This is a genomic window from Bacillus sp. MM2020_4 (assembly GCF_011250555.1).
Classification (GTDB): Bacteria; Bacillota; Bacilli; order Bacillales; family Cytobacillaceae; genus Neobacillus.
The window spans coordinates 30,372-52,488 of the sequence record NZ_JAANMZ010000032.1; the positions used below are offsets into that span (position 1 = coordinate 30,372).

Consider the following 22,117-nt stretch of genomic DNA (forward strand, 5'->3'; position numbering starts at 1 on the left):
CGTAGGGCGGAGTGCGAAGGACACTAGCCGATGGCGCTTGGAGCTGGACAATTCTCAAAGCCGAAACATAAAATTTCTGTTTTTATAGAAAGGAAGATGAATATGCGTGAAGTGGTGATTGTTGAGGGTGTTCGTACCCCGGTGGGAAGAAGGAATGGTGTTTTAAAAGATATCCGTCCGGATGATTTGGCAGGATTAACGTTAAAAGAGCTGGTGAACCGTGCCGGTATTGATCCTGCTATCGTTGATGATGTCATCTTAGGTTGTGTGACCCAAGCAGGGGAACAAGCGGGTGATATTGCCAGAGTTGCCGCTTTAATCGCCGGTTTCCCCATTGAGGTGCCAGGTACCACAATTGACCGTCAATGTGGTTCAAGTCAGCAAGCTGTTCATTTTGCTGCACAGGCAATCCTTGCTGGTGACATGGACGTGGTTATTGCTGGCGGTGTGGAAAGTATGTCCCGTGTTCCGATGGGTTCTAACTACAAAGGTGCTGAAGAGCCCTTTAGCCCAGAATTAAAAGCAAAATACGAAATGATCCATCAGGGTTTGTCAGCTGAGCGCATAGCCGAAAACTATGGCTTTACGCGTGAACAACTGGATCAATTTTCGCTTGAGAGTCATCAAAAAGCATTAATGGCACAGGAGGAAGGCTATTTTACTAGAGAGATTTTTCCGCTTGAAGTAACACTTCCAGATGGAACAACAGCTGTCATCAAAGATGATTCAGGCCCAAGAAAGGGATCCACGCTTGAGACGTTGGCTGGTTTGAAGCCCCCTTTCAAGGAAGATGGTGTCATTCATGCCGGAAACTCCAGCCAAATTAGTGATGGAGCAGCCGCCCTATTACTTATGTCCCGTGAAAAGGCCGTAGAACTTGGACTGAAACCTCGCTTCCGTGTTCATACACGCGTGGTTGTTGGCTCAGACCCGACCCTGATGCTGACTGGACCGATTCCTGCGACACAAAAGGCTTTGGAAAAATCGGGGCTTTCGATTGACGATATTGATGTATTTGAAGTAAACGAAGCCTTTGCACCAGTGCCGCTTGCCTGGTTGAAGGATACAGGTGCTGACCCGGCGAAGCTTAATCCGAATGGCGGTGCAATTGCCCTTGGTCACCCATTAGGGGGCAGCGGCGCGCGGTTAATGGTGACGATGATGCATGAACTTGAGCGAACCGGCGGCCGCTACGGATTGCAAACAATGTGCGAAGGCCACGGCATGGCAAACGCGACGATTATTGAACGGTTAGATTAATCAACACGAATAAATTGAATTCGCGAGTAAGATGCAGGCAATCGGTCTCCCCCCGATTGCCCTCCAAAACCTAAAAATGGAGGCTGTACAAAATGACCACGACAATCGGAAAAATCTTTGAATTAACAGTAAAAAGGTTTCCCAATAAAGATGCTCTGTATGATGTTCGGAAAAATGTCCGATACACCTACAAGGAGTGGAACGAGCAGGCCAATCGTCTTGCACATGCTCTAGTAAGTGAAGGCGTGAAAAAGGGCGACCGTGTTTCTACGTTCATGTTTAATACCGAGGAATTAGGAACTGCTTTTTTTGCCTGTGCTAAAATCGGTGCTATTTTTAATCCAATTAATTTCCGACTCACACCCGAGGAAGTGGCTTATATTTTAGCGGATGCAACCCCAAAGGTTGTTCTTTTTGAAAAAAGCTTAGAGCCAGTTGTGTCAGCAGTTGCTAATCGCTTCGATCAGGTCGCCTTTTGGTTCATCGATGAGGAAAAACCGGAGTATGCCTCAAGTTATCAGGAAAAACTCAGCTCCGCATCGACAGAAGAGCTTCAAGTGGAAGTTAATGAAAATGATATTTATGCCTTTATTTATACTAGCGGGACAACAGGAAGACCTAAAGGGGTCATGCACACCCATCGCAACATGGTGGACCAAAGCCTGCTCTGCATTGCCGCCCAAAAGGTGGAGGCAGAGGATGTTGGCCTCGTAACTGCTCCGATGTTCCATTGCGCCGAACTGCATTGTGCCTTTCTGCCAAGGGTCCAAATAGGGGCGAAAAATGTTATTCTGCACCAATTCAATCCAAAAGCAATTCTATCCTTAATTGAAAAGGAAAAAATTTCAAGGTTCTTTGCCGCACCGACGATGTGGAATATGCTCCTCCAGGAAGATTTAAGTCAATATGATTTATCAAGCCTCAAGCAAGGCTTATACGGTGCCGCTCCAATGGCTCCATCTCTTGTCCACGCTCTACATGACAGCTTAGGAATTTCGCTAATTCAAGCCTACGGGATGACAGAAATGGGGCCGGCCATTACCTTCTTATCAGCGTATGATCAATTGAGGAAAGCGGGTTCTGCTGGTCAAGCGGCACTTAATCACGATATCCGGATTGTCCGCACAAGGGAAGATGGACCATCAGAGCCCGATGATTTGATGCCGACAGGGGAAACCGGCGAAATCATTGTGAAGGGTCCTTGTATGATGATCGGTTATTTCAATCGCGAGGAAGCGACGGAAAACGCGTTGTATAAAGGTTGGTACCATTCGGGCGACATTGGCTATCTCGATGAAGATGGATTCCTTTTTGTAAATGACCGTGTTGATGACATGATTATTAGCGGAGGGGAAAATATTTATCCACGTGAAGTGGAAGATGTATTGCACGCACATCCCGGGGTATTAGATGTCGCAATCGTCGGCCAGCCTGATGATCGCTGGGGTGAAACGGTTTCAGCATTTGTTGTGAAAAAAGATCCGACTGTAACGGAGCAAGAATTAGATGAATTCTGCAAAAATAGTGATAGTCTTGCAAACTATAAGCGGCCGCGGAAATATGTGTTCTGTGAAGCATTGCCGCGGAATGCCAGCGGGAAAATCCAAAAATTTGTTCTCCGTAAACAGCTGGAGGAACTATTTACCCCAAAGAGTTCATAGGAAAGGATTCTGAATATGTTACAAGGAATAAAGGTCATTGATTTTACGAACTATCTACCGGGACCTTTTGCAACATTACGGTTAGCGGAATTAGGGGCAGAAATTATCAAGGTGGAACCACCTGGGGGAGACCCCGCTCGGAATACTGGCATTTCCAAACAGGGAAATGGGATTGTTTTTCTCGCAAACAACCGACAGAAAAAAAGTATTACCCTAAATTTGAAGGATAAAGAAGGCATAGAAACAGCTTTAAAATTAATTGCCATTGCCGATGTCGTGATTGAAAGCTTCAGACCTGGAGTAATGGAGAAGCTGGGCCTTGGATATGAGGCTGCCAAGAAAGTGAAGCCTGATATTGTCTACTGTTCTATTTCCGGATATGGACAGAACGGAACCCTTAGTAAGCTAGGCAACCATGACATCAATTATATGGCATTAAGCGGAGTACTGGCACAGCTTAAAGATAAAACGGGGAAACCGGTTCATCCCTCGATTACAATCGCAGATTATCTGGGCGGGTTTGCGGCAAATGAGCGAATTCTGGCAGGGCTGGTTTCAAGGTCATTAACTGGAAAAGGAAGCTATCATTCTATTTCAATTACAGATCAACTGGTGTCATTGCTCGGTAACCATGTCATGGTTGAAAAAGAAACAGGTCAGGGGACAGGCATTAATGTCCTTAGCGGAAGTACCATTTCCTACGCCATCTATGAAACAATGGATGGAAGGTATATGAGCTTGGGAGCACTAGAGCCCAAATTTTGGCTGAACTTTTGCCTAGCACATGGTCGTGAGGACTGGGTTGCAGCCCATTTTTCAAGCACAGTGGAGACAAACCCAGTGTTCCAGGAAGTGTCTGCCCTTTTTAAAAGTAAAACCTTCTATGAGTGGATTGAGTTTGCCCAAAAGGTAGATTGCTGTATGGCGCCCGTGCTTGAGGTGGGAGAGCTTTGCGCGCACCCATATTTTATAGAGAAGGAGCTAGTATTTGCTTCTTCTTGGGGAGATTGCCAAGTTAAAATGCACAGCGACGTTGAACAGGGAACGATTGCTCCACCGCCTAAAAAAGGCGAGCATCAAGAGGAAATATTGAATAACATCCTGATTTGATAGGGGAAGTTTAGACTGCCCGTGGAAATCGAGGCAGTCTAGTTATTTGAGCAGTCATTTCGGTAGTGAAATGATCATTTTATTTGCTCGAAGCTAAAGTCAGCAAATGTTTCAGAGCGAATGGCTTTTTCATGAAAGGTTAAAAAGGCAGTAACCTGATTTGGAATAACAATGCATGTCATCCCGGCCTCAATGGCAGCTAAGGCTCCGTTAACCGAGTCCTCAATCGCCAAGGCCTCTTGCGGTTCAACTTGTAATTCTTCTAAAGCTTTTAGATAAAGTTCTGGGTCAGGTTTAACCTTTTCTACATCCTCACTTGTCTTTATGACGGAGAAATATTCCCAAAGTTCAAATTGTCTAAGGAATCCTTCTACCCACTCCCTAGATGAACTAGAAGCAAGTCCAATCTTATAGCCAAGCCCTTTGGCTTCATCCAATTTTTCCTTTACACCCTCACGAACCTCTAAAATACCCTTTTTTTCTAAAAATCGTTCTTTTGCTAATGTATTTATTTCATTAAGATTCATTTTCATTCCAGTTTGGTTTTCAATGTATTGAAAGAACTCATCATCCGTTGTGCCGATGCTTTTTGCAAACTCCTCAAGCGGCAAATCCAGTTTGAACTTCTCTTCCAGCAATTCCTGAAATACGTGAAACCAAATCGTTTCCGTATCAATAATCGTTCCATCAAAATCAAATATCACTGCTTTAATCTTCATATTTTCCTCCATTCTATATCTCTTAGACAGTTATTATTATATAAATTCCATCCCGGCGGTACAAATGAATATATAAATGAAACAATTGGTGCACTAACTACATATCTTCGATCCCCAAATTTTCTTCTTGACTTAAAGTTAACTCTAAGTTGTAGCATGTAAATAGGAGGTGGAATTAAATGTTTACTATTTCAGAGGTTGCCAAGGAAACAGGGTTTACTGCACATACTTTACGATACTATGAAAAAATTGGTTTATTGTCGTCACCCATTAGATATGGTGGAAAACGGCTATATACAGCGGGCGATATTCGCTTGCTGCAGTTTATGAAGGTGCTTAAAAATACGGGAATGTCCTTAGAAGAGATCCAAGAGTTTTTGCTGGATGGGTGTTTGTTGGAAGATGAGGATTCCGAGCAAGAAAGAACTCCGAAGGTACAAAAACGGATGAATATTTTACAAAAGCATTTACTCACTTTGGAGCAGCAAAAGAAAGAAATTGAGATGGTCATCCAGCTAACGGAAGAAAAGCTGGAAACTTATCAAGAAATGTTAGATAGAGGGCGAAAAAATGAACCGTAAAGTGTTTGCGATGTTACTGGGTTTTGCTATTGTTACTGGTGCCACATTTAACCTTGCAAAATACGCTGTTCATTATTTTTCAGCCGCTAGTGCTGCAGGCTGGCGATTTGGTATTGCTGCTATTGTGATGGTCTCTATCCTTGTGATACAAAAGAAAGTAAAATGGGCGGTGATTCGGAAAAACGGTCCCATTTACATTTTGTTAGGGCTAATTGGGATTTTCGGCTTTAATGCCTTTTTCTTTTTTGGAATGAAACATACCTCTCCATTAAATGGGGCATTAATAATGGCTACAAATCCTTTGGTTACAAGCGTTTTGGCTTATTTTATTCTAAAAACACCGATAACCAAAAGGCAAACTGCCGGAATTATTTTTGCCCTTTTTGGAGTAATATTGGTTTTAACTCATGGATCATGGGAGGTTATCCGTACGCTCTCCTTTTCTAAGGGGGATGTACTGATTTTAATAGGGAATGTCTGCTGGGCGTTATATGGGGTACTGGGGCGAAAGTATGTAAAAGCCAGTTCTTCTTTGGAGACCACCACTTATACAATGATGATCGGTGCCGTCTGCCTTGCTCTATTAGCAATCAATTCACCAAGTCCACCGCTATCAAACGTTACAATGTCTGCCTGGGGAGCCATTTTATTTATGGCCATTTTTACAAGCGTGTTAGGGTATCTTTGGTGGAACAAAGCAATGGAGATTATTGGGGTGACAAGGACCTCCATCTTCTTTAACCTTGTTCCAGTAGTAACCATGATCCTCTCCATTTTGACAGGAATGCAGGTGTCAATTTTTCAAATGCTTGGAACAATTATGGTTATTTCGGGCGTGCTAACATCGTCTGGATTTCTTAAATTTGCGAAGAAACCTGAATATCTTCGAAAATCCACAAGTAAAAACGCTTGAGGCAATTTTGCCTCAAGCGTTTGAAGTTTATTCGATGACTTTCTTAACGTCGTAGCCATTTTTCTTAAAAGTGGCTAGAATGCCACTTTCCCCTTCTAAATGCCCGACCCCGACAGCCGCAAAATAAATATCTCCACTGTGAATATACGATTCGAATTTTTCTACCCAGATTTTATTTCGATCTTCAACCATAATTTTATTCTGCTTTTTATCAAAATGATCTTCAGTCTGCTCTATTTCATCATTTGATTTGCCTTCAATATAGTTCGAATACAATTGTAATAGTTGCCTTTTAGATTCTTTTAATGAAGGAATTTGTTTAATTACTTGATCAGCTTCATTTTCGGTATAAACTTTTCGCATGGCTTCAATTTGATATTTTGGCGTCTCCAGGTATTTAGTTGGTACATAGTGGATATCGGCCAATTCCGTTATTTTTTGATCAACACCATAATCGGTAGATAACTCCTCAACACCTGCATTTAAAAATAAAATCATCACAAACCAAAATTGGTATTTTTGAAGCTCTTGAAAATCAAGGTTATACTCTTCTGCCCGCTGTTTTAAAATGACCTCCGCATCCTTAGATAAAAAATCATTTAGGCTTTCATCTTCCTTTAAAAAATACATCTCTTTATTAACAGATTGTTGATAATCACCATCGGTTAGACCGGTAGCATCTGTTTCAGTAACGAGGTATTTTGACTCCTTCAGTGCATGTTCAATTTTCTTAGGAAAAGGATACATTTCTTCTTTCCCGATATGGATGGTGCCAAGAAGATACATGTATTTATTGCCTTTCTCAATTTTATAAATTGGCCATTTTACATCAATCGGTGCTTCTTTTCTGGGTTGATTCGCCGTGATGGAACATCCGCTCAGAACTGTACAAATTAGGAAGGTAAATAAACGGTTCAACGATAGACCCCTGCCTTTAACATCTACTTTTAGGAAGAACATTGTTAGTTTACCACAAATATACATTATTAAAGACAAAATCGGCAGGGGAAAAGCTGTATAATAAGATTAGGTAAATAGAATTTCTGGAAAATGAAAGGAGAAACTATTTTGTTTGAAAAAGCACTCCCCTTACTAGAATCCCATTTTGGCTATAGCTCCTTCCGGAAAGGGCAAGAGCAGGCTATCCACTCCGTTTTAGACGGCAGTAATACCATTTGTGTCATGCCGACTGGCGGTGGTAAATCAATCTGTTATCAAATTCCTGCACTAGTTCTTCCGGGAACCACGATTGTTATTTCCCCATTGATTTCTTTAATGAAGGATCAGGTAGATGCCCTCATTCAAGTTGGAATCCCAGCCACCTTTATTAATAGTTCATTAAGTTATAGTGAAGCAAACAAACGAATCAATGAGGCGAAGCAAGGGAAATACAAGCTTTTATATATAGCACCTGAAAGATTAGAATCCTATGAATTTGTTGAAGACTTAAGAAGTATGGAGATTCCCTTAGTTGCCGTTGATGAAGCACACTGTATCTCGCAGTGGGGTCATGATTTCCGCCCAAGCTACCGTCATATCCAGCAAATGGTCAATAATCTTCCGCAACGGCCGAATGTGCTTGCACTAACAGCCACAGCAACTCCAAGAGTACGCGAAGATATTTGCCAACTATTAAATATTGATGAAAGAAATACGATCATCACCGGATTTGAGCGGGAAAATCTATCTTTCTCGGTTATTAAGGGGCAAGATAGGCAAAAGTTTCTCAAGGCTTATCTTAAGAAGAATGAACAAGAGGCGGGTATCATTTATGCGGCAACACGTAAAAATGTCGACCAGCTCTATGAAAAGCTTCGGAAGGAAAATATCAATGTTGCCCGTTACCATGCCGGGATGGGCGATGCAGAACGCGCGCGCGAGCAAGAACGATTTTTAGAGGATAAAGCGTCCGTCATGGTTGCCACTTCAGCCTTTGGGATGGGGATTGATAAGAGTAACATCCGGTATGTAGTTCATTATCAAATGCCGAAAAATATGGAGAGCTATTATCAGGAAGCGGGCCGTGCCGGTCGGGACGGGCTAGACAGTGAATGTATCATGTTGTATTCTCCGCAGGATGTGCAGGTGCAGCGTTTTTTGATTGACCAATCCAGCGACCGCAGCAGGATTACACAGGAATTAGAAAAGCTGCAGCAAATGGCCGACTATTGTCATACCGAAAACTGCCTGCAAGAGTTCATTTTAAAATACTTTGGCGAAACCGAAACGGATACTTGCGGCAGATGTGGCAATTGCTTGGATTCTAGGACAAGCATCGATGTGACGAAGGAAGCACAAATGGTGATGTCTTGTGTGATCCGCATGGGCCAGCGCTTTGGTAAAAACCTTACGGCCCAAGTGTTAACTGGTTCAAAAAATAAAAAGGTCATCGAAATGGGCTTTGACCAGCTCACGACCTATGGAATTATGAAGGATCAAGGGGCGAAAGAGGTTAGTGATTTTATTGAATTTTTAATTTCACAGGAGCTAATTGCGATTGAACAGGGGCAATTTCCTACCATCTATGTTGCTCCGAAGGGGAAAGATGTGCTTTTGGGTCATGAGCCTGTTTATCGCAGAGAAGCGGTGAAAGTGAAACAGGTTTCAAAAAATGATCCACTATTTGAGGAGTTAAGGGATGTACGCAGAAGGATTGCTGAAACGGAGAAAGTGCCGCCATTTGTCATTTTTTCTGATGCTGCGATCAAAGATATGTGTGCGAAGCTGCCAAAAACAAATGAGGGATTTTTACAGGTCAGCGGGGTCGGCGAGCATAAGCTAAAGAAATACGGACTTGAATTTATTCAAGCAATCCGTACTTTTTTAGAAGTGAATCCGGAGTATCAGAGCGAAATTCAAGCGGAACCGGCAGCAGCGCCGAAAAAGGCTGCTAAAAAGGCTGTGGGCGATTCTCATTTGGAGACATTGGAGTTAAATCAAAAGCATTTAACGATAGAGGAAATGGCCGAAAAGCGCGAGCTTGCTGTCAGCACGGTTGAAAGCCATTTGCTGCAATGCGCCCAGCAAGGATTGGAAGTCGACTTTTCGAAGCATGTCCCTAGCGAATATATTCCCCTTTTAGAAAAAGCCGTGGCCGAAGCCGGGCGTGAACGCTTAAAACCAATAAAGGAACTCCTTCCAGAGGAAGTAAGCTATTTTATGATAAAAGTGTATGTGTATTATTTAAGTAGAAAGAGATGACATTATGTCCGTGAGAGCGGAAAAATAGTGGGAACGGAAACGATAAGTAATTTATTGTGCCCAACGAAGCGAAGAAACGAATTGAACAGTACCAATATATGCGGCTGGCCATAACCAGCCGAATTTTTTTGAAAATCAGCAGGTAAAATATGTTAATATTAAACTATCAATAGGTAAGAAGGTGATGATCATCAACGAAGTAGTATTGTCAATCAAAGATCTAGAAAAACACTATGGCGTGAAAAATGTCCTTAAAGGGATTAATTTAACTGTTTATCGCGGGCAAATTATCGGTTATATCGGGCCAAATGGCGCCGGGAAAAGCACAACGATTAAGATTTTGCTAGGACTTGAAGGGGACTATTACGGCAAGGTTGAGATTTTTGGAGAGCAAGTCACAGAGGGAAATATCGACTATAAAAGGAAAATTGGCTATGTACCGGAGATGGCCGAACTCTATGATAATCTTACCGCGTATGAATACCTTACCTTTGTCGGGGAATTGTACGGAATGGATTTACAAGCGGTAAACGAAAAGGCCCAAAAGCTGATGAAGGTCTTCGGCTTAGAGGAGGTGTACCATTCAAGAATTGCCTCCTACTCCAAAGGAATGCGACAAAAGGTGTTGATTATCTCCAGTTTATTACATAACCCGGATCTTCTATTTCTAGATGAGCCATTAAGCGGTCTTGATGCGAATAGTGTCATGGTGTTTAAAGAGATTTTAGCCATTTTAGCAGCACAGGGGAAAACCATTTTCTATTCCTCCCATATCATGGATGTCGTTGAGAAAATTAGCAACCGGATAATCCTTATTAATGATGGAAAAATTGTTGCCGATGGAAGCTTTAATGAGCTGAAGGAGCAAAACAAAGAAGGAACACTGGAGCAAATTTTTAACCAGCTGACCGGTTTTAATGAATATAGGGTTTTAGCTGAGGAATTCGTATCCATTGTTCAAAAGGGGTAGCAGATGAAAAACTATCGAACGCTCCGATTCCTAGATTTATTCCGCAGTCTTTTTGAACGCTTTGGTATCAACTACACTGTCATGCGAAAAATATTAACGGTTAAATTGACGATGGATGGTCGAAGAACCCCGACTATATTTAACCAACAGGCAAAAAAGAAGAAGAAACCGGAAGAAAACGGTTTTATCAAATCGTTATGGATGTATGTGTTGTTAAGCCTGATGCTCATTCCTATCATTATCTTTGGCGAAAACTACCTCTATCAAATGAGCCTTTTTTATGGCATCGTCATGTTCTTGGTCATGACATCGATGATTTCGGATTTCTCTAATGTCCTTCTGGATGTTCGAGATAAAGCGATTCTGCTGACTAGACCGGTTGATAAAAGGACACTAAATGTAGCAAAAACGATTCATATTTGTATCTATTTGGCCTTTCTTACCGCAGCACTCACGATGATTCCATTGGCAGTTGGGACATATAGACACGGGATATTATTTCTGTTCTTAGCAATATGTGGTCTGATTCTAGTCAATTTATTCATTGTCGTGGTAACGGCGATTATTTATTACTTCATATTGCGGTTTTTTGATGGTGAAAAATTGAAGGATATCATCAATTACGTGCAAATTGGCTTATCTATTTCGATAGCGGTTGGATATCAAGTATTGGCAAGAGCCTTTAGCATTGTTGATATGAAAATTACCTTTACACCAAGCTGGTGGCAATTCTTCATCCCGCCGATTTGGTTTGGGGCGCCCTTTGAGTTAATTCTCAAGCATCATGTAGACGTCTTTCTTCTGTTTCTTTCGCTAGTAGCGTTGGTTGTACCAATCTTCGCCATCATCATTTATAGCCGGATGATGCCATCATTTGAAAGAAATCTACAAAAACTTTCAACTAACAGCGGTGGCAGCAAAAGGAAGGAACGTCGATGGAAAAATAGCCTCGTGAGGGTAATTTGTCAAAATAACGAGGAAAGAACTTTTTTCCGATTTGCCGATCATATGATGCGAAATGAACGGGAATTTCGCCTAAAGGTTTATCCAGCATTAGGACTATCACTCGTTTTTCCATTTGTCTTTCTATTTAATGAGATCCAAATGAATTCCTATGCCCATATGGTTACCACTAAATGGTACTTATCGATTTATTTTAGCTGCATCATGATCCCCAATGCCATTGCCATGCTGAAATACTCAGGGAAATATAAGGGGGCCTGGATCTACCAAATAGCACCAATCCAGAACTTAGCTCCATTATATAGCTCAATCCTAAAGGTATTTATTGTTAATCTCTTTTTGCCAGTATATATAATCCTAAGCGCCATTTTTATGGTTATCTTCGGGGGAAAAGTAATCGATGATTTATTAGTTGTTCTTGTAACGGCAATATTATTCACGGTTATTTGTTCAAACTATCTAAAAGGATCATTACCATTTTCTGAGTCATTTGAGGATGCCCTGCAAAACGGGGGACTTAAAGTATTTCTTGCAACCCTATGTATTGTCGCCTTTACAGGTATCCATTTGGCGGTTACATTTTTTCCTTATGGTGTGCCGATCTATTTGATTGTGCTTATTGCAGTAACCATTCTTTCATGGAAGCTGGCTTACAGGACGGTATGGGTCATTAAATGAATGATGGCTGTCAGTGGGAGATTGGCTCTTGCTGGCAGCCTTTTTTGAGGGATATCAAATAATTTATATTTTCTAAATCTTCATAATAGTTGTCGATATCCCTCTTTTCTTGTTGATATTTCCCCGGTAATTTGTCGATAAAAGAATAGGTCTAGTTTCCCTGTTCTTTTTCGAAGTCGTCCAAATATGGCTTATTTGCATAATAGTACATCATCGCCATAAATACGGAGCCGCCAATTAGATTTCCAATTGTAACGGGGACTAAATTATGGATGACACCGCCCCATGAAATAGTTCCAGGGTGGTTTAGGACTAAGGCAATTGCGAATGTGCACATATTAGCAATACTGTGCTCATAGCCGGAAATAAAGAAACAAAATACAAATAGCATCATTGCAAACATTTTTGGCCCATCCCCTTTTAAACCCATTGGAAGAAAGAAGGCCATGCAGACAAGCCAATTACAAAGAATGGCTCTAAAAAATAACTCTGTGGTGGGTACCTGCATTTTCATTTCCACTACGTGAAGTAAGAAACCATTGACAGAGGTTTCAGTATAAAGGCCCGTAGTAAAAATAATAAAGGCAAATACGGCTGCCCCTAAGATGTTACCTGTGTAACTACACACCCATAGCTTCCAAACGTCTGTCCATGTCATTTTCTTACGAAGAGCAGCATACGTGTAATAGAACGTATTTCCGGTAAAAAGATCACCGCCTCCGTAAGCAATTAAAATGATCGCCGCCCCGAAGGTGAAAGCGTCCATCGGATAGGCGAATGGAGAGTGATCAAGGTAAAAGAAATTTCCTGTTTTAAATGCAACAATAACACCAAATCCAATAAACATACTGGCAAGCATTGCCCGTAAGATATAACGCAGGATACTTTGTCGAAATATTTTCATCTTTTTTAAAGCAAGTTTTTCCACTTCCCCTAAAGGCTGCATTTCCAATTGACATAACCACCATTTCAACCAGCATTCGTGTATCCATTTATTTTTTTACAAAAAGTGGTGAGATATGTATGGATGGGGGATTTTCCTTATTAGCAATAAAGGATATTTAGTAAACATTAACTATTGTAATGGTTGAAATTAGCACATTTGTCCAGGAATCAGCTATAATAAAAAGGTTTTGTTAAGACTGATTTTTAAGGAGTTCAAAATGTTGAAAATGAGAAGTATTACACCACAATATGACCCGTGGGAAGCCTATTTAGATATCGAGGAATATGGAAAGCCTATGCTAACCAACATTGAATTCACGACGACAACGCTTTGTAATATGCGGTGTGAACATTGTGCGGTAGGGTATACGCTGCAGACAAAGGATCCAGAAGCACTTCCATTAGAATTATTACTTCAAAGACTTGAAGAAATCCCTGCTCTCCGTTCGTTAAGTATTACAGGCGGGGAGCCAATGTTATCATTATCCTCTGTGAAAAATTATGTCGTTCCGATTTTAAAATATGCCCATGACCGTGGGGTTCGGACGCAAATAAACTCCAATTTAACCCTTGATTTAGCTAGGTATGAGGAGATCGTTCCATACTTGGATGTATTACATATCTCTCATAACTGGGGAACGGTCGATGATTTTGTTGAGGGTGGATTTGCACGAATGGAGCGTCAGCCGGACTACAGCCAGCGAGAAAAATATTTTACAAGAATGATAGAAAATAGCCGCGAACTGGTTAAAGCTGGTGTAATGGTATCTGCCGAAACCATGTTAAATAAACGGACTCTACCTCATTTGGGAAAAATCCATAGGCAAATCGTGGATGAAATGCTTTGTCAGCGGCATGAGATTCATCCAATGTACCCTAGCGATTTCGCAAGTAATCTAGAAACCTTGTCGTTGGAGGAAATAAGGGGGGCAATCCACCACTTGCTAGATATACGGGATAAAAAGGTGTGGATGCTGTTTGGGACATTGCCGTTCTATGCTTGCAGTAGTAAACAAGAGGATTTAGACCTTTTAAAGAGACTTTATGAAAGCAAGAATGTCACCCTTCGAAATGATCCTGATGGCCGATCCCGGTTAAACATAAATATTTTTAACGGTGACATCATCGTTACCGATTTTGGTGACACACCACCGTTAGGCAATATCCAAACGACAAATCTTCTGGATGCCTACGATATTTGGCAATCCTCTTCCATAGCAAAAGAATTAAGCTGCCATTGTCCTGAGGTTTCCTGTCTAGGTCCCAATATTTTAGTGAAAAATAGTTATTACCAGGAATGTGATTTTAGCAAAAGACAAAACCAAATTCGAAAATAAAAAGGCAGGATATTCCTGCTTTTTTATTTTTATCCTTTATAATAGATTTATAAAGGGGGTAATGAATTGAGAATATTAGTTGTTGGAGCAGGTGCAGTTGGGGGTTATTTTGGCGGACGTTTACTAGAAAAGGGTGTTGATGTAACTTTTTTAGTAAGAGAGGGAAGAAGGAACCAGCTTGAGGATACCGGCCTTGTTATTGAAAGTATCCATGGGAATATAGCACTTAAGCCAAAAACAATTTTAGCTGGGGATGAGGCAGCCCCTTTTGATTTGATCATTCTTTCTACAAAAGCATATCATTTTGATGGGGCGGTAGAAAGTTTCCGACAGTATGTGAGCAAGGAAACGGTGATCCTGCCTTTGTTAAATGGGATGGTGCATTTTGATAAGTTGGCTGAGGAATTTGGGGAAGAGCGGGTCATAGGCGGTCTTTGCTTTATCGAAACAACTCTTGATCAGGGTGGAAAGGTCATCCAAACGAGCCCTAAACATGATTTAGTCTTTGGAGAACGTAATGGTGAGCGGACAGAACGAATCGTAAAGATTGAAGAGGCATTTAGCGGAACAAAAGTAGGTTATCGTTTAAGCGAAGCAATTAATCAGGATCTATGGAATAAATATCTGTTTATAGCTACTATGTCCGGAATTACCACATTAATGAGATCACCCATTGGGCCAATTCGTGAGGATGAAAGTGGTTATCTGGTAATAGAGAAGCTTTTAGCGGAAATTATTTCTGTGATGAAACGTGTAGGAGCACCGTTTCCCGAAAACATCCAAACGCTCCAAATGAAGCAAATTGATAGTTTGGCCTATCCGATGAAATCCTCGATGCAGCGGGATATGGAAAAGTTAGCTTTTGTAGAGGCTGACCATTTACACGGCTATTTGCTAAAAATTGCCCATAAAGAACAGATTTCTGTCCCTGTATTAGAAGCGGTTTATGCAAATTTAAAAGTTTATGAGAGACAATTGATATAAGAAAAAAACAGCATCGGAACTTTCCGATGCTGTTATGCTGTGTGCTTTATTAACTTTGGATGCCGGTGCATGGAAACAAAAAGGATAATCCCACTAATGATTAAAAGCGCACTTGTGCTGATAAAGACAGCGGAAAATCCAAACGAACCGGAGATAAATCCCCCCAACATGGGTCCGAAAATATTCCCAAGAAATCGTAGACTCGTATTGTAGCCAAGCACCTCGCCTTGCATGGCAATCGGTGCTTCCTGGCGGATATAGGCAATCCGCACGGGGATTATCCCGCCAATCGTGACACCAAGAGTAAACCGAATGAGCACTAGCTGCCAAAAATTTGTGACCGCAGCACCCGGCAGATAAAAAATGCCCGCCAAGAAAAGTAGAATGACTAATATCTTTACATAGCCGACCTTATCAGCAATTTTCCCCCATCTCCGTGACATCATGAGGTTGCCTAGACCTGCCGCAGAAAAAGCAATTCCAGAATAAAAGGCGACATTTACTGGTCCGTGCAAATCGCTAACAAATAAGGACAAAATTGGTTGAATACTAAAGTGGGCAATTTGCACAAGTGCTGAAATAAGCAGCACGGTTAACAAAACTGGATTGCGAGTAATATGTTTCAATACTTCCTTGCTTGAATAATGGGTTTTGGCACCCGTTTTGGCTTCAAGCAGAAATTCTTTAGTGGCGATGACGAGCAGGGCAGAGATGAATATGGAAATGGAGGTCCACTTAAAGGTAGTGGAGTAGCCAAGGGAATCTGCCAAAATTCCGCCTAACATCGGCCCTAACAACGATCCAGTGATACTGCCGGTTTGCAATGTACCAAGAACACGTCCGGCAATCTGTTTCGGTGTTTGCGTTGAAATGAAAGCTTGTGACATTGGGATAAATCCCGAAAAGAATCCCATGAAAAATCGCAGTAAAAATAGTTGCCAAACAGAATGGACATAGCCCATTAGAAAAATCGATAACGCCATCCCTAAACCGCAAAAGATCAGAATCCTTTTCCTCCCATAACGGTCACCAATTCTCCCCCATATTGGTGAGAAAAGAAAGGCGGAAACAAATGTAATCGCAAACGTTAATCCTGACCAATGCTGGACATATTTTTCCGAAAAGTCTCCAAAAGATTCAATGTACAACGAAATGAACGGCATAACCATCGTCATACTTCCTGCAACAAAGAAGTTTGCAAACCACATAATCAGTAAGTTTCGTTTTGCGCTTTCCTGCTGATTCATCTTTTTAACACTCCTTTCTAAAATATATTTCGGAATGCTAAATATTATCATAACGAAATTTCAACCAATAATAAAGCAAAATCCTTTTCTTTAAGACGGTGTTTCATTAATCACGTGAATAGTGAGGGAGTTTTAAAAGCTAATGCAGCGGTTGATATTTCAGGGAAGGCTCCTGTCCGCCAATTAGAAGGGGTAAGTTAAAGTAAAAAACCGTCTGCGTGTTAAACGTAGACGGTTTAATTATGGACCCTAAACGTGCACTTCCTATTTCCATCCAGAATAGGCTACATTCTCGTATCTGATATAGCTTCTCTTACTTTTTCGAGTGAATGTTTAGCTTTTTCTTTATTGAGCACCATAATATTGACATACAATGCGTCGATGAGGCTTAACTGGGCGATCCTGGAAGAGAGTGCTTCAGAACGGTATTCTGTTTCTTCGGAACTTGTAAAGAGTGCAACATCCGAATACTGGCAAATAGGCGATTTTGGAAACCCTGTAATCCCAATCGTCTTTGCCCCATTTTTCTTTGCCATTTTTATTATATTTAGGGTATCTTTATTTGTCCCGGAATGGGAAATGACTACGGCTACATCTTGGGCGCATAGCTGAGAAGCTGACATGAGTTGAAAATGGGAGTCAATAAACGCAAATGCTTTAATTCCTGTCCGTACAAACTTATGAAATGCGTCTATTGCAACAGCATTTGATCCACCAGTTCCATAAAATTCGACCCGGTTCGCTTGCATCAGCAACGAAACAGCATTTTTTATGGAGGCTTCATCGAGAATGTGTAAGGTATTTTCTAATGTCCGGATATTTGATTGAAAAATCTTATCAGCGACCGTTTTTTCCGTATCGTTTTCACCAATTTCTTCATAGATCTGCTGAATGGGCTTCATAATCTCGGAGGCTAGCGCAATTTTCATAGCCTGATATCCCTTGAAGCCGATCCGCTTACAAAAGCGAAAAACGGTAGCATCGGCGACGTTCAAGTCCTCTGCTACTTCATTAATAGTATTGTGAATCATTCTTTCAGGATTCTCCAAAATATAGTCGGCAACTTTTTTTTCCTTTTCACTTAGCCGAGCATAATTGGATCGTATTTTTCCCAAACAGTTCTGCGCCATAATGATATCCTCTCACTTTAGTCTTATTACTAGTATAGCATGAATGGAGAATAAAAAAATATTTTTTCTTAATTATATTTGATTTGTGAAATATTTTTTCTTATAATAAGTGAATGAAGTAAAATATTTTTCAGGGGTGTTATAAATGAACATTGGTTTAATCGGGTTAGGAAAAATGGGCTATAATTTGGCCCTTAATTTAATGGATCATGATCATCATGTGTTAGCATTCGATGTAAATAAGGAAGCCGTTAAAAAAATTTGTGAGGAAGGCGTTGTAGGTACCGCGTCGATTACCGAACTTGTTGGAAAGCTTTCAAGTCCGAAAATCATCTGGATGATGGTTCCATCCGGTGTTATAACAGAACAAGTAACCGAAGAACTTAAGGGTTTGCTCGTTGCGGGTGATATAGTCATTGATGGAGGTAATTCCCATTATAAAGACTCTATTCGGAGAGGAAAGGAGCTTTCTGAAAAGGGAATACATTTCTTTGACGCGGGTACTAGCGGTGGAATGGCAGGTGCTAGAGAAGGAGCCTGTATGATGATCGGGGGAGATAAGTCCGTTTTCGATTATATCGAGCCAATTTTCCGCGATATTAGTGTCGATAATGGCTACTTATATGCCGGCCAAAGCGGCAGTGGCCACTTTTTAAAAATGGTTCATAATGGAGTAGAATACGGAATGATGCAGGCCATTGCCGAAGGATTTGAATTATTGGAGAAAAGTGACTTTGACTATGATTATGAAAAAGTGGCAAAAGTCTGGAATAATGGCTCCGTCATTCGCTCTTGGCTGATGGAATTGACGGAAAACGCCTTTTCGAAAGATCCGAAGCTCGAGTCAATTAAAGGGATTATGCATTCGTCCGGTGAAGGGAAATGGACAATTGAAACAGCGCTCGACCTGCAAACCGCGATGCCGGTAACAGCCCTTGCCTTAATGATGAGATATCGCTCACTTGAGGAAGATACTTTCACGGGAAAAGTAGTCGCTGCATTAAGAAATGAATTTGGCGGCCATTCCGTAGAAAATAAATAAACGCATGAAAGACAAGCATCCGGTCTTATGGTCGGATGTTTTTTTGAGTTAACACAATCCCCGAAAATGGTTGATGTACCTTATTCATCTTGAATGTGAGTACATTAATAATTGCTTCACGGGCTTGTTTTGATTTAAACTAAGTAACAAATGTAAAAACATGTGGAGAAAAATAGATGACAAAACAAGTTGAAACAACAACATCCGAAGTGATTGAGGTTTGCTTACTTGCGGGTAAAATTATGCTTCAAAGCGGCGGGGAAACATACCGTGTGGAAGATACGATGATGCGGATTGCGGCTGCCTTCGGTATTGAAAATACCCATAGCTATGTCACTCCAACAGGGATCATCTTTTCGGCAGAAAGTACAGGGCCAACCAGGACCAAGCTTATTCGAATTTCAGAACGTTCCACAGACCTGAAAAAGGTGGCTATGGTAAATAGTATCTCTAGGAGTATAAGTGGTGGCGAAGTTACTCTGAAAGAGGCATGGCAACAGTTAAAGGAAATTGATTCATTAGTTGTTACTTTTCCCTTAAAAATTCAAGTGGCCGCTGCCTCATTAGCAAGCGGCTGTTTCATGATTATGTTTAAGGGTGGCTGGAATGATTTTATTCCGGCAATGATTGCGGGTGGAGCGGGATTTTATAGCTTTGTCCATTTCCATCGCTTTGTCCCGATTAAGTTTTTCTCGGAATTTTTAGCATCCTTTGTCATTGGCTTAGTTTCCTTTTTATTTGTATGGACGGGGATCGGTCAGCAGTTGGATAAAATAATTATCGGTTCTGTTATGACCCTTGTACCGGGACTTTTGGTGACAAATGCGATCAGAGATTTAATGGCGGGGCATTTGGTTTCAGGTTTATCTAAGGGTGCGGAGGCATTTTTGACGGCCTTCGCTATTGGGACGGGAATTGCAGTCGTATTATCATTTTTATAAAGGCAGGGTGGATGTAAGGTGGCGATATTGGGCCAGTTACTAACAAGCTTTATTGCAACAGGTGCTTTCGGAATTATTTTTAATGCCCCGAAAGAAACATTGGTGAAATGTGGTTTAATCGGCATGGGCGGTTGGCTGGTTTATTTTCTTCTTGAAGGCTATTTAGACGATGCCATTTTAGCAACGCTGGCAGCTACCATCTTTATCGCGGTCATTAGTCAAGAATTAGCTAAGTTTTATAAAACACCCGTCATTATTTTTAGCGTTTCAGGAATCATTCCTTTAGTGCCAGGCGGGTTAGCCTATAATGCAATGCGAAGCTTTGTTGAAAATGATTATAATACTGCCATCGGTTTAGCGGCAAAAGTTTTTATGATTGCCGGTGCAATTGCTTTTGGACTAGTCTTTTCAGAGGTTATCAATCAAGTAATTCGAAAAATGAATCAAAATAAAGCAAGAACTAAAAATCCTTCTAGATAACGCTAGAAGGGTTTTTTAAATTAAAGTTAAGAAACGAAAGGTACGATACATTTGGAAATGTTTTTTCCTTTATCGTGTTCGTTCTATTTGTTATGGTTATATTATAGTATATATAAATCTATCGAATTGTCCTGGAAAAATTCAACAAGGAACGGTAAGCTAATTTATGAGAAAAATGTTATTTAGTATTATTTTAATAGTCATCCTATGGATTGGTGTAAAAATGATACAAACGGAAGAATTTAATTGGCAGGATGTCAATCAAATAAAGAATACCCTTCAATCAGAGTCAACAAAAGTGGTGTCAAAACTACAAGCCGCAAGTAATGGTTTCATTGAGGATGTAGCTGAACCTATTAGAAAAATGGAAAATGCACCGGAACCAGTTATTCCGGATCAACTAGTGCTGGATGTACCCCTTTTGAATCAAATGGATTCCCCAAAGCTATACAATGGCTGTGAGGTAACAAGCTTAGCGATGATTCTAAATTATCATGGGGTAACGGTAACAAAAAATGAGTTGGCGCAAAAAATTAACACAGTCCCCTTTACATATGGTAACGGGAAAAAGGGAAATCCTCATGCCGGATTTGTGGGGGATATGGCTAATGGCCCTGGACTTGGAGTTTACAATGAACCGGTATTAAAACTGGCAAAAAAATATGTTGGTGACAAAGCTGTTAATTTAACGAATCATTCCTTTGAAGAGATAGTAAAAAAAGTGGGGCAAGGACTGCCAGTGTGGATTATTACAACCACTAGCTTTGCACCGGTTTCAGTATTCCAAACATGGGATACACCGCAGGGGAAAATTGATATTACCTTTAGTGAGCATAGTGTAGCCATTACCGGATACGATGAAAACTATATTTATGTAAATGATCCATATGGGGAGAAGAACAAAAAGGTAAACCGTGAGAATTTTATTAAAGCCTGGGAGCAAATGGGGAAGCAAGCGATTGTTATTGAAAAATAAATTGGACGAAGGCAGAGGGATTTCCCTCTGCCTTCTTAGCTTTTTGATTCAGTAGAATCCATATCGTAACTTGTGAATGGTTGTGTCTATCCTTCATCCCATCGCAAGGTAAAAATTTACTTTATTGTAATTGTTCATAAAAACAAGTTTGCCGCGGTTATTCTTCCACCTGATGGTTTTATACCTAAACGACGTAAGCCCTACCTCTCTTACATCCTAACGGCTCCGAAGCCGATCCAGTGTGAATAAGTTTTTATTTTAAAACATAAGCAGAATGCCAGAAAAGAATTCCTACATTGCGTTATCTTATCTATTACAAGTTACTATAATGTGAAGCATAAATACCAATATTACAGGACTTTTTGCGTTTTGTCAATAGTTCACTACAACTTTTATAATCCCACTGGAATATCAGGTTAAGGAAGAAGAAGCTCCTGTAGACGGCAATAAAAAAATTTATGGATGGAAGAGGATCTGTTACTTACACCAGCAGACATGCTTGAACAAACTGAATCTTGGATTCCGACATATAACAATCCATTTTTTAAATAAAAATTAGTTAGAGACTTCCAACAATAGGAAATTCTTGTTTTGTAGATTAATAGCGAAATGCGTCGAAATTCGTAGTTTTTTTGTTTTTTATGTCACTTTTCACAAGAAAGATGGTAATATAGTAGTAGAGAATACAACTTTTATGATTTTTCAGAATATTTTTTTGCAAACCAGGCCAAGGGAGATTTTAACATGAAGGAAGGTACCACAAGTCCTAAATTAATCTATGAAGAAACAAAGGCTATTAAATTATTTTTAAGCTTATATTATATTTTGTTAATAGGATATGATGTCTTTTGGTATTACATTTTGCCTATTTATACAAAATTTGGGAGAGACAGATTTCCTAGTGATGGTTTAGGTATATGGCTATATATTTTTAATGGTTGTTTATTGCCTATTTCAATTTATTTTATAAAAAAGGGAA

At 40.5% G+C, this 22,117-nt stretch carries 19 protein-coding genes and 1 pseudogene; 15 read left to right on the forward strand and 5 right to left on the reverse strand.

The genetic code is table 11. The annotated features are described in order from the left end of the window. The first annotated feature begins 102 nt into the window (after positions 1 to 102). The 3 genes from G6554_RS17800 to G6554_RS17810 all read left to right on the forward strand — a co-directional run bounded on the left by G6554_RS17800 (position 103) and on the right by G6554_RS17810 (position 4,031). Positions 103 to 1,260, forward strand: a complete 1,158-nt coding sequence (locus tag G6554_RS17800) for a thiolase family protein (RefSeq protein WP_166244337.1) — start codon at positions 103 to 105, stop codon at positions 1,258 to 1,260. Between the two features lie 92 nt (positions 1,261 to 1,352). Continuing rightward, positions 1,353 to 2,921 carry a fatty acid--CoA ligase gene (locus G6554_RS17805; protein ID WP_166244302.1) on the forward strand — a complete coding sequence of 523 codons (1,569 nt, stop codon included), beginning with the start codon at positions 1,353 to 1,355 and terminating at the stop codon, positions 2,919 to 2,921. A 15-nt stretch (positions 2,922 to 2,936) separates the two neighbouring features. After that, positions 2,937 to 4,031: a CaiB/BaiF CoA transferase family protein gene (locus tag G6554_RS17810; protein WP_166244304.1), complete on the forward strand. Its 1,095-nt coding sequence runs from the start codon at positions 2,937 to 2,939 to the stop codon at positions 4,029 to 4,031. Between the two features lie 74 nt (positions 4,032 to 4,105). Here the strand turns inward: G6554_RS17810 and G6554_RS17815 are convergent, their stop codons facing one another. Beyond that, positions 4,106 to 4,750 (reverse strand): HAD family hydrolase, encoded by a 645-nt coding sequence (locus G6554_RS17815; RefSeq protein ID WP_166244306.1) that lies wholly within the window; start codon positions 4,748 to 4,750, stop codon positions 4,106 to 4,108. A gap of 179 nt (positions 4,751 to 4,929) precedes the next feature. On the opposite strand from G6554_RS17815, the gene G6554_RS17820 reads away from it, so the two are divergent. Next, positions 4,930 to 5,331, forward strand: a complete 402-nt coding sequence (locus G6554_RS17820; RefSeq protein ID WP_166244308.1) for a MerR family transcriptional regulator — start codon at positions 4,930 to 4,932, stop codon at positions 5,329 to 5,331. Continuing rightward, the gene (locus tag G6554_RS17825) at positions 5,321 to 6,244 is read left to right on the forward strand and encodes a DMT family transporter (RefSeq protein WP_166244310.1); all 924 of its coding nucleotides are present in this window, start codon (positions 5,321 to 5,323) and stop codon (positions 6,242 to 6,244) included. The genes G6554_RS17820 and G6554_RS17825 overlap by 11 nt, the downstream gene beginning before the upstream one ends. A gap of 27 nt (positions 6,245 to 6,271) precedes the next feature. Here G6554_RS17825 and G6554_RS17830 read toward each other — a convergent pair whose 3' ends face one another. After that, positions 6,272 to 7,162 carry a TraB/GumN family protein gene (locus G6554_RS17830; RefSeq protein ID WP_166244312.1) on the reverse strand — a complete coding sequence of 297 codons (891 nt, stop codon included), beginning with the start codon at positions 7,160 to 7,162 and terminating at the stop codon, positions 6,272 to 6,274. 150 nt (positions 7,163 to 7,312) lie between these two features. Here G6554_RS17830 and recQ point away from each other — a divergent pair, with 150 nt between their 5' ends. From recQ to G6554_RS17845, 3 genes are all read left to right on the forward strand, one after another. After that, positions 7,313 to 9,445, forward strand: coding sequence for a DNA helicase RecQ (gene recQ, locus G6554_RS17835; protein WP_166244315.1), 2,133 nt, complete (start codon positions 7,313 to 7,315; stop codon positions 9,443 to 9,445). Positions 9,446 to 9,629: 184 nt separating this feature from the next. Further along, positions 9,630 to 10,415 carry an ABC transporter ATP-binding protein gene (locus G6554_RS17840; protein ID WP_207342977.1) on the forward strand — a complete coding sequence of 262 codons (786 nt, stop codon included), beginning with the start codon at positions 9,630 to 9,632 and terminating at the stop codon, positions 10,413 to 10,415. 3 nt (positions 10,416 to 10,418) lie between these two features. Further along, positions 10,419 to 12,056, forward strand: a complete 1,638-nt coding sequence (locus G6554_RS17845) for a hypothetical protein (RefSeq protein WP_166244317.1) — start codon at positions 10,419 to 10,421, stop codon at positions 12,054 to 12,056. A 151-nt stretch (positions 12,057 to 12,207) separates the two neighbouring features. Here the strand turns inward: G6554_RS17845 and G6554_RS17850 are convergent, their stop codons facing one another. After that, the gene (locus G6554_RS17850; RefSeq protein WP_166244319.1) at positions 12,208 to 13,008 is read right to left on the reverse strand and encodes a formate/nitrite transporter family protein; all 801 of its coding nucleotides are present in this window, start codon (positions 13,006 to 13,008) and stop codon (positions 12,208 to 12,210) included. A gap of 211 nt (positions 13,009 to 13,219) precedes the next feature. Between G6554_RS17850 and yfkAB the strand changes: the two genes are divergently transcribed. Then, the gene (gene yfkAB, locus G6554_RS17855; protein WP_166244321.1) at positions 13,220 to 14,338 is read left to right on the forward strand and encodes a radical SAM/CxCxxxxC motif protein YfkAB; all 1,119 of its coding nucleotides are present in this window, start codon (positions 13,220 to 13,222) and stop codon (positions 14,336 to 14,338) included. Between the two features lie 66 nt (positions 14,339 to 14,404). Next, a complete protein-coding gene (locus G6554_RS17860; RefSeq protein WP_166244323.1) occupies positions 14,405 to 15,322 on the forward strand; it encodes a ketopantoate reductase family protein in 918 nt (305 codons plus the stop codon). A 32-nt stretch (positions 15,323 to 15,354) separates the two neighbouring features. Here the strand turns inward: G6554_RS17860 and G6554_RS17865 are convergent, their stop codons facing one another. Together G6554_RS17865 and G6554_RS17870 are read right to left on the reverse strand one after the other, a co-directional pair. Continuing rightward, entirely contained in the window at positions 15,355 to 16,569 is a 1,215-nt protein-coding gene (locus G6554_RS17865; protein ID WP_166244325.1) for an MFS transporter, read from the reverse strand. Between the two features lie 284 nt (positions 16,570 to 16,853). Further along, on the reverse strand, positions 16,854 to 17,699 hold the full coding sequence (locus tag G6554_RS17870) for a MurR/RpiR family transcriptional regulator (protein WP_166244327.1): 846 nt from the start codon (positions 17,697 to 17,699) through the stop codon (positions 16,854 to 16,856). Positions 17,700 to 17,844: 145 nt separating this feature from the next. Between G6554_RS17870 and gnd the strand changes: the two genes are divergently transcribed. The 5 genes and pseudogenes from gnd to G6554_RS17895 form a co-directional block, all read left to right on the forward strand. Continuing rightward, on the forward strand, positions 17,845 to 18,741 hold the full coding sequence (gene gnd / locus G6554_RS17875) for a phosphogluconate dehydrogenase (NAD(+)-dependent, decarboxylating) (protein ID WP_166244329.1): 897 nt from the start codon (positions 17,845 to 17,847) through the stop codon (positions 18,739 to 18,741). Between the two features lie 176 nt (positions 18,742 to 18,917). Further along, entirely contained in the window at positions 18,918 to 19,682 is a 765-nt protein-coding gene (locus G6554_RS17880; protein WP_166244331.1) for a threonine/serine exporter family protein, read from the forward strand. 18 nt (positions 19,683 to 19,700) lie between these two features. Further along, positions 19,701 to 20,162, forward strand: a complete 462-nt coding sequence (locus tag G6554_RS17885; RefSeq protein WP_166244333.1) for a threonine/serine exporter family protein — start codon at positions 19,701 to 19,703, stop codon at positions 20,160 to 20,162. A 166-nt stretch (positions 20,163 to 20,328) separates the two neighbouring features. Continuing rightward, positions 20,329 to 21,138 carry a C39 family peptidase gene (locus G6554_RS17890; RefSeq protein WP_242637763.1) on the forward strand — a complete coding sequence of 270 codons (810 nt, stop codon included), beginning with the start codon at positions 20,329 to 20,331 and terminating at the stop codon, positions 21,136 to 21,138. Positions 21,139 to 21,882: 744 nt separating this feature from the next. Further along, positions 21,883 to 22,117 (forward strand): annotated as a pseudogene (locus tag G6554_RS17895) (ATP-binding protein); the annotation flags it as partial.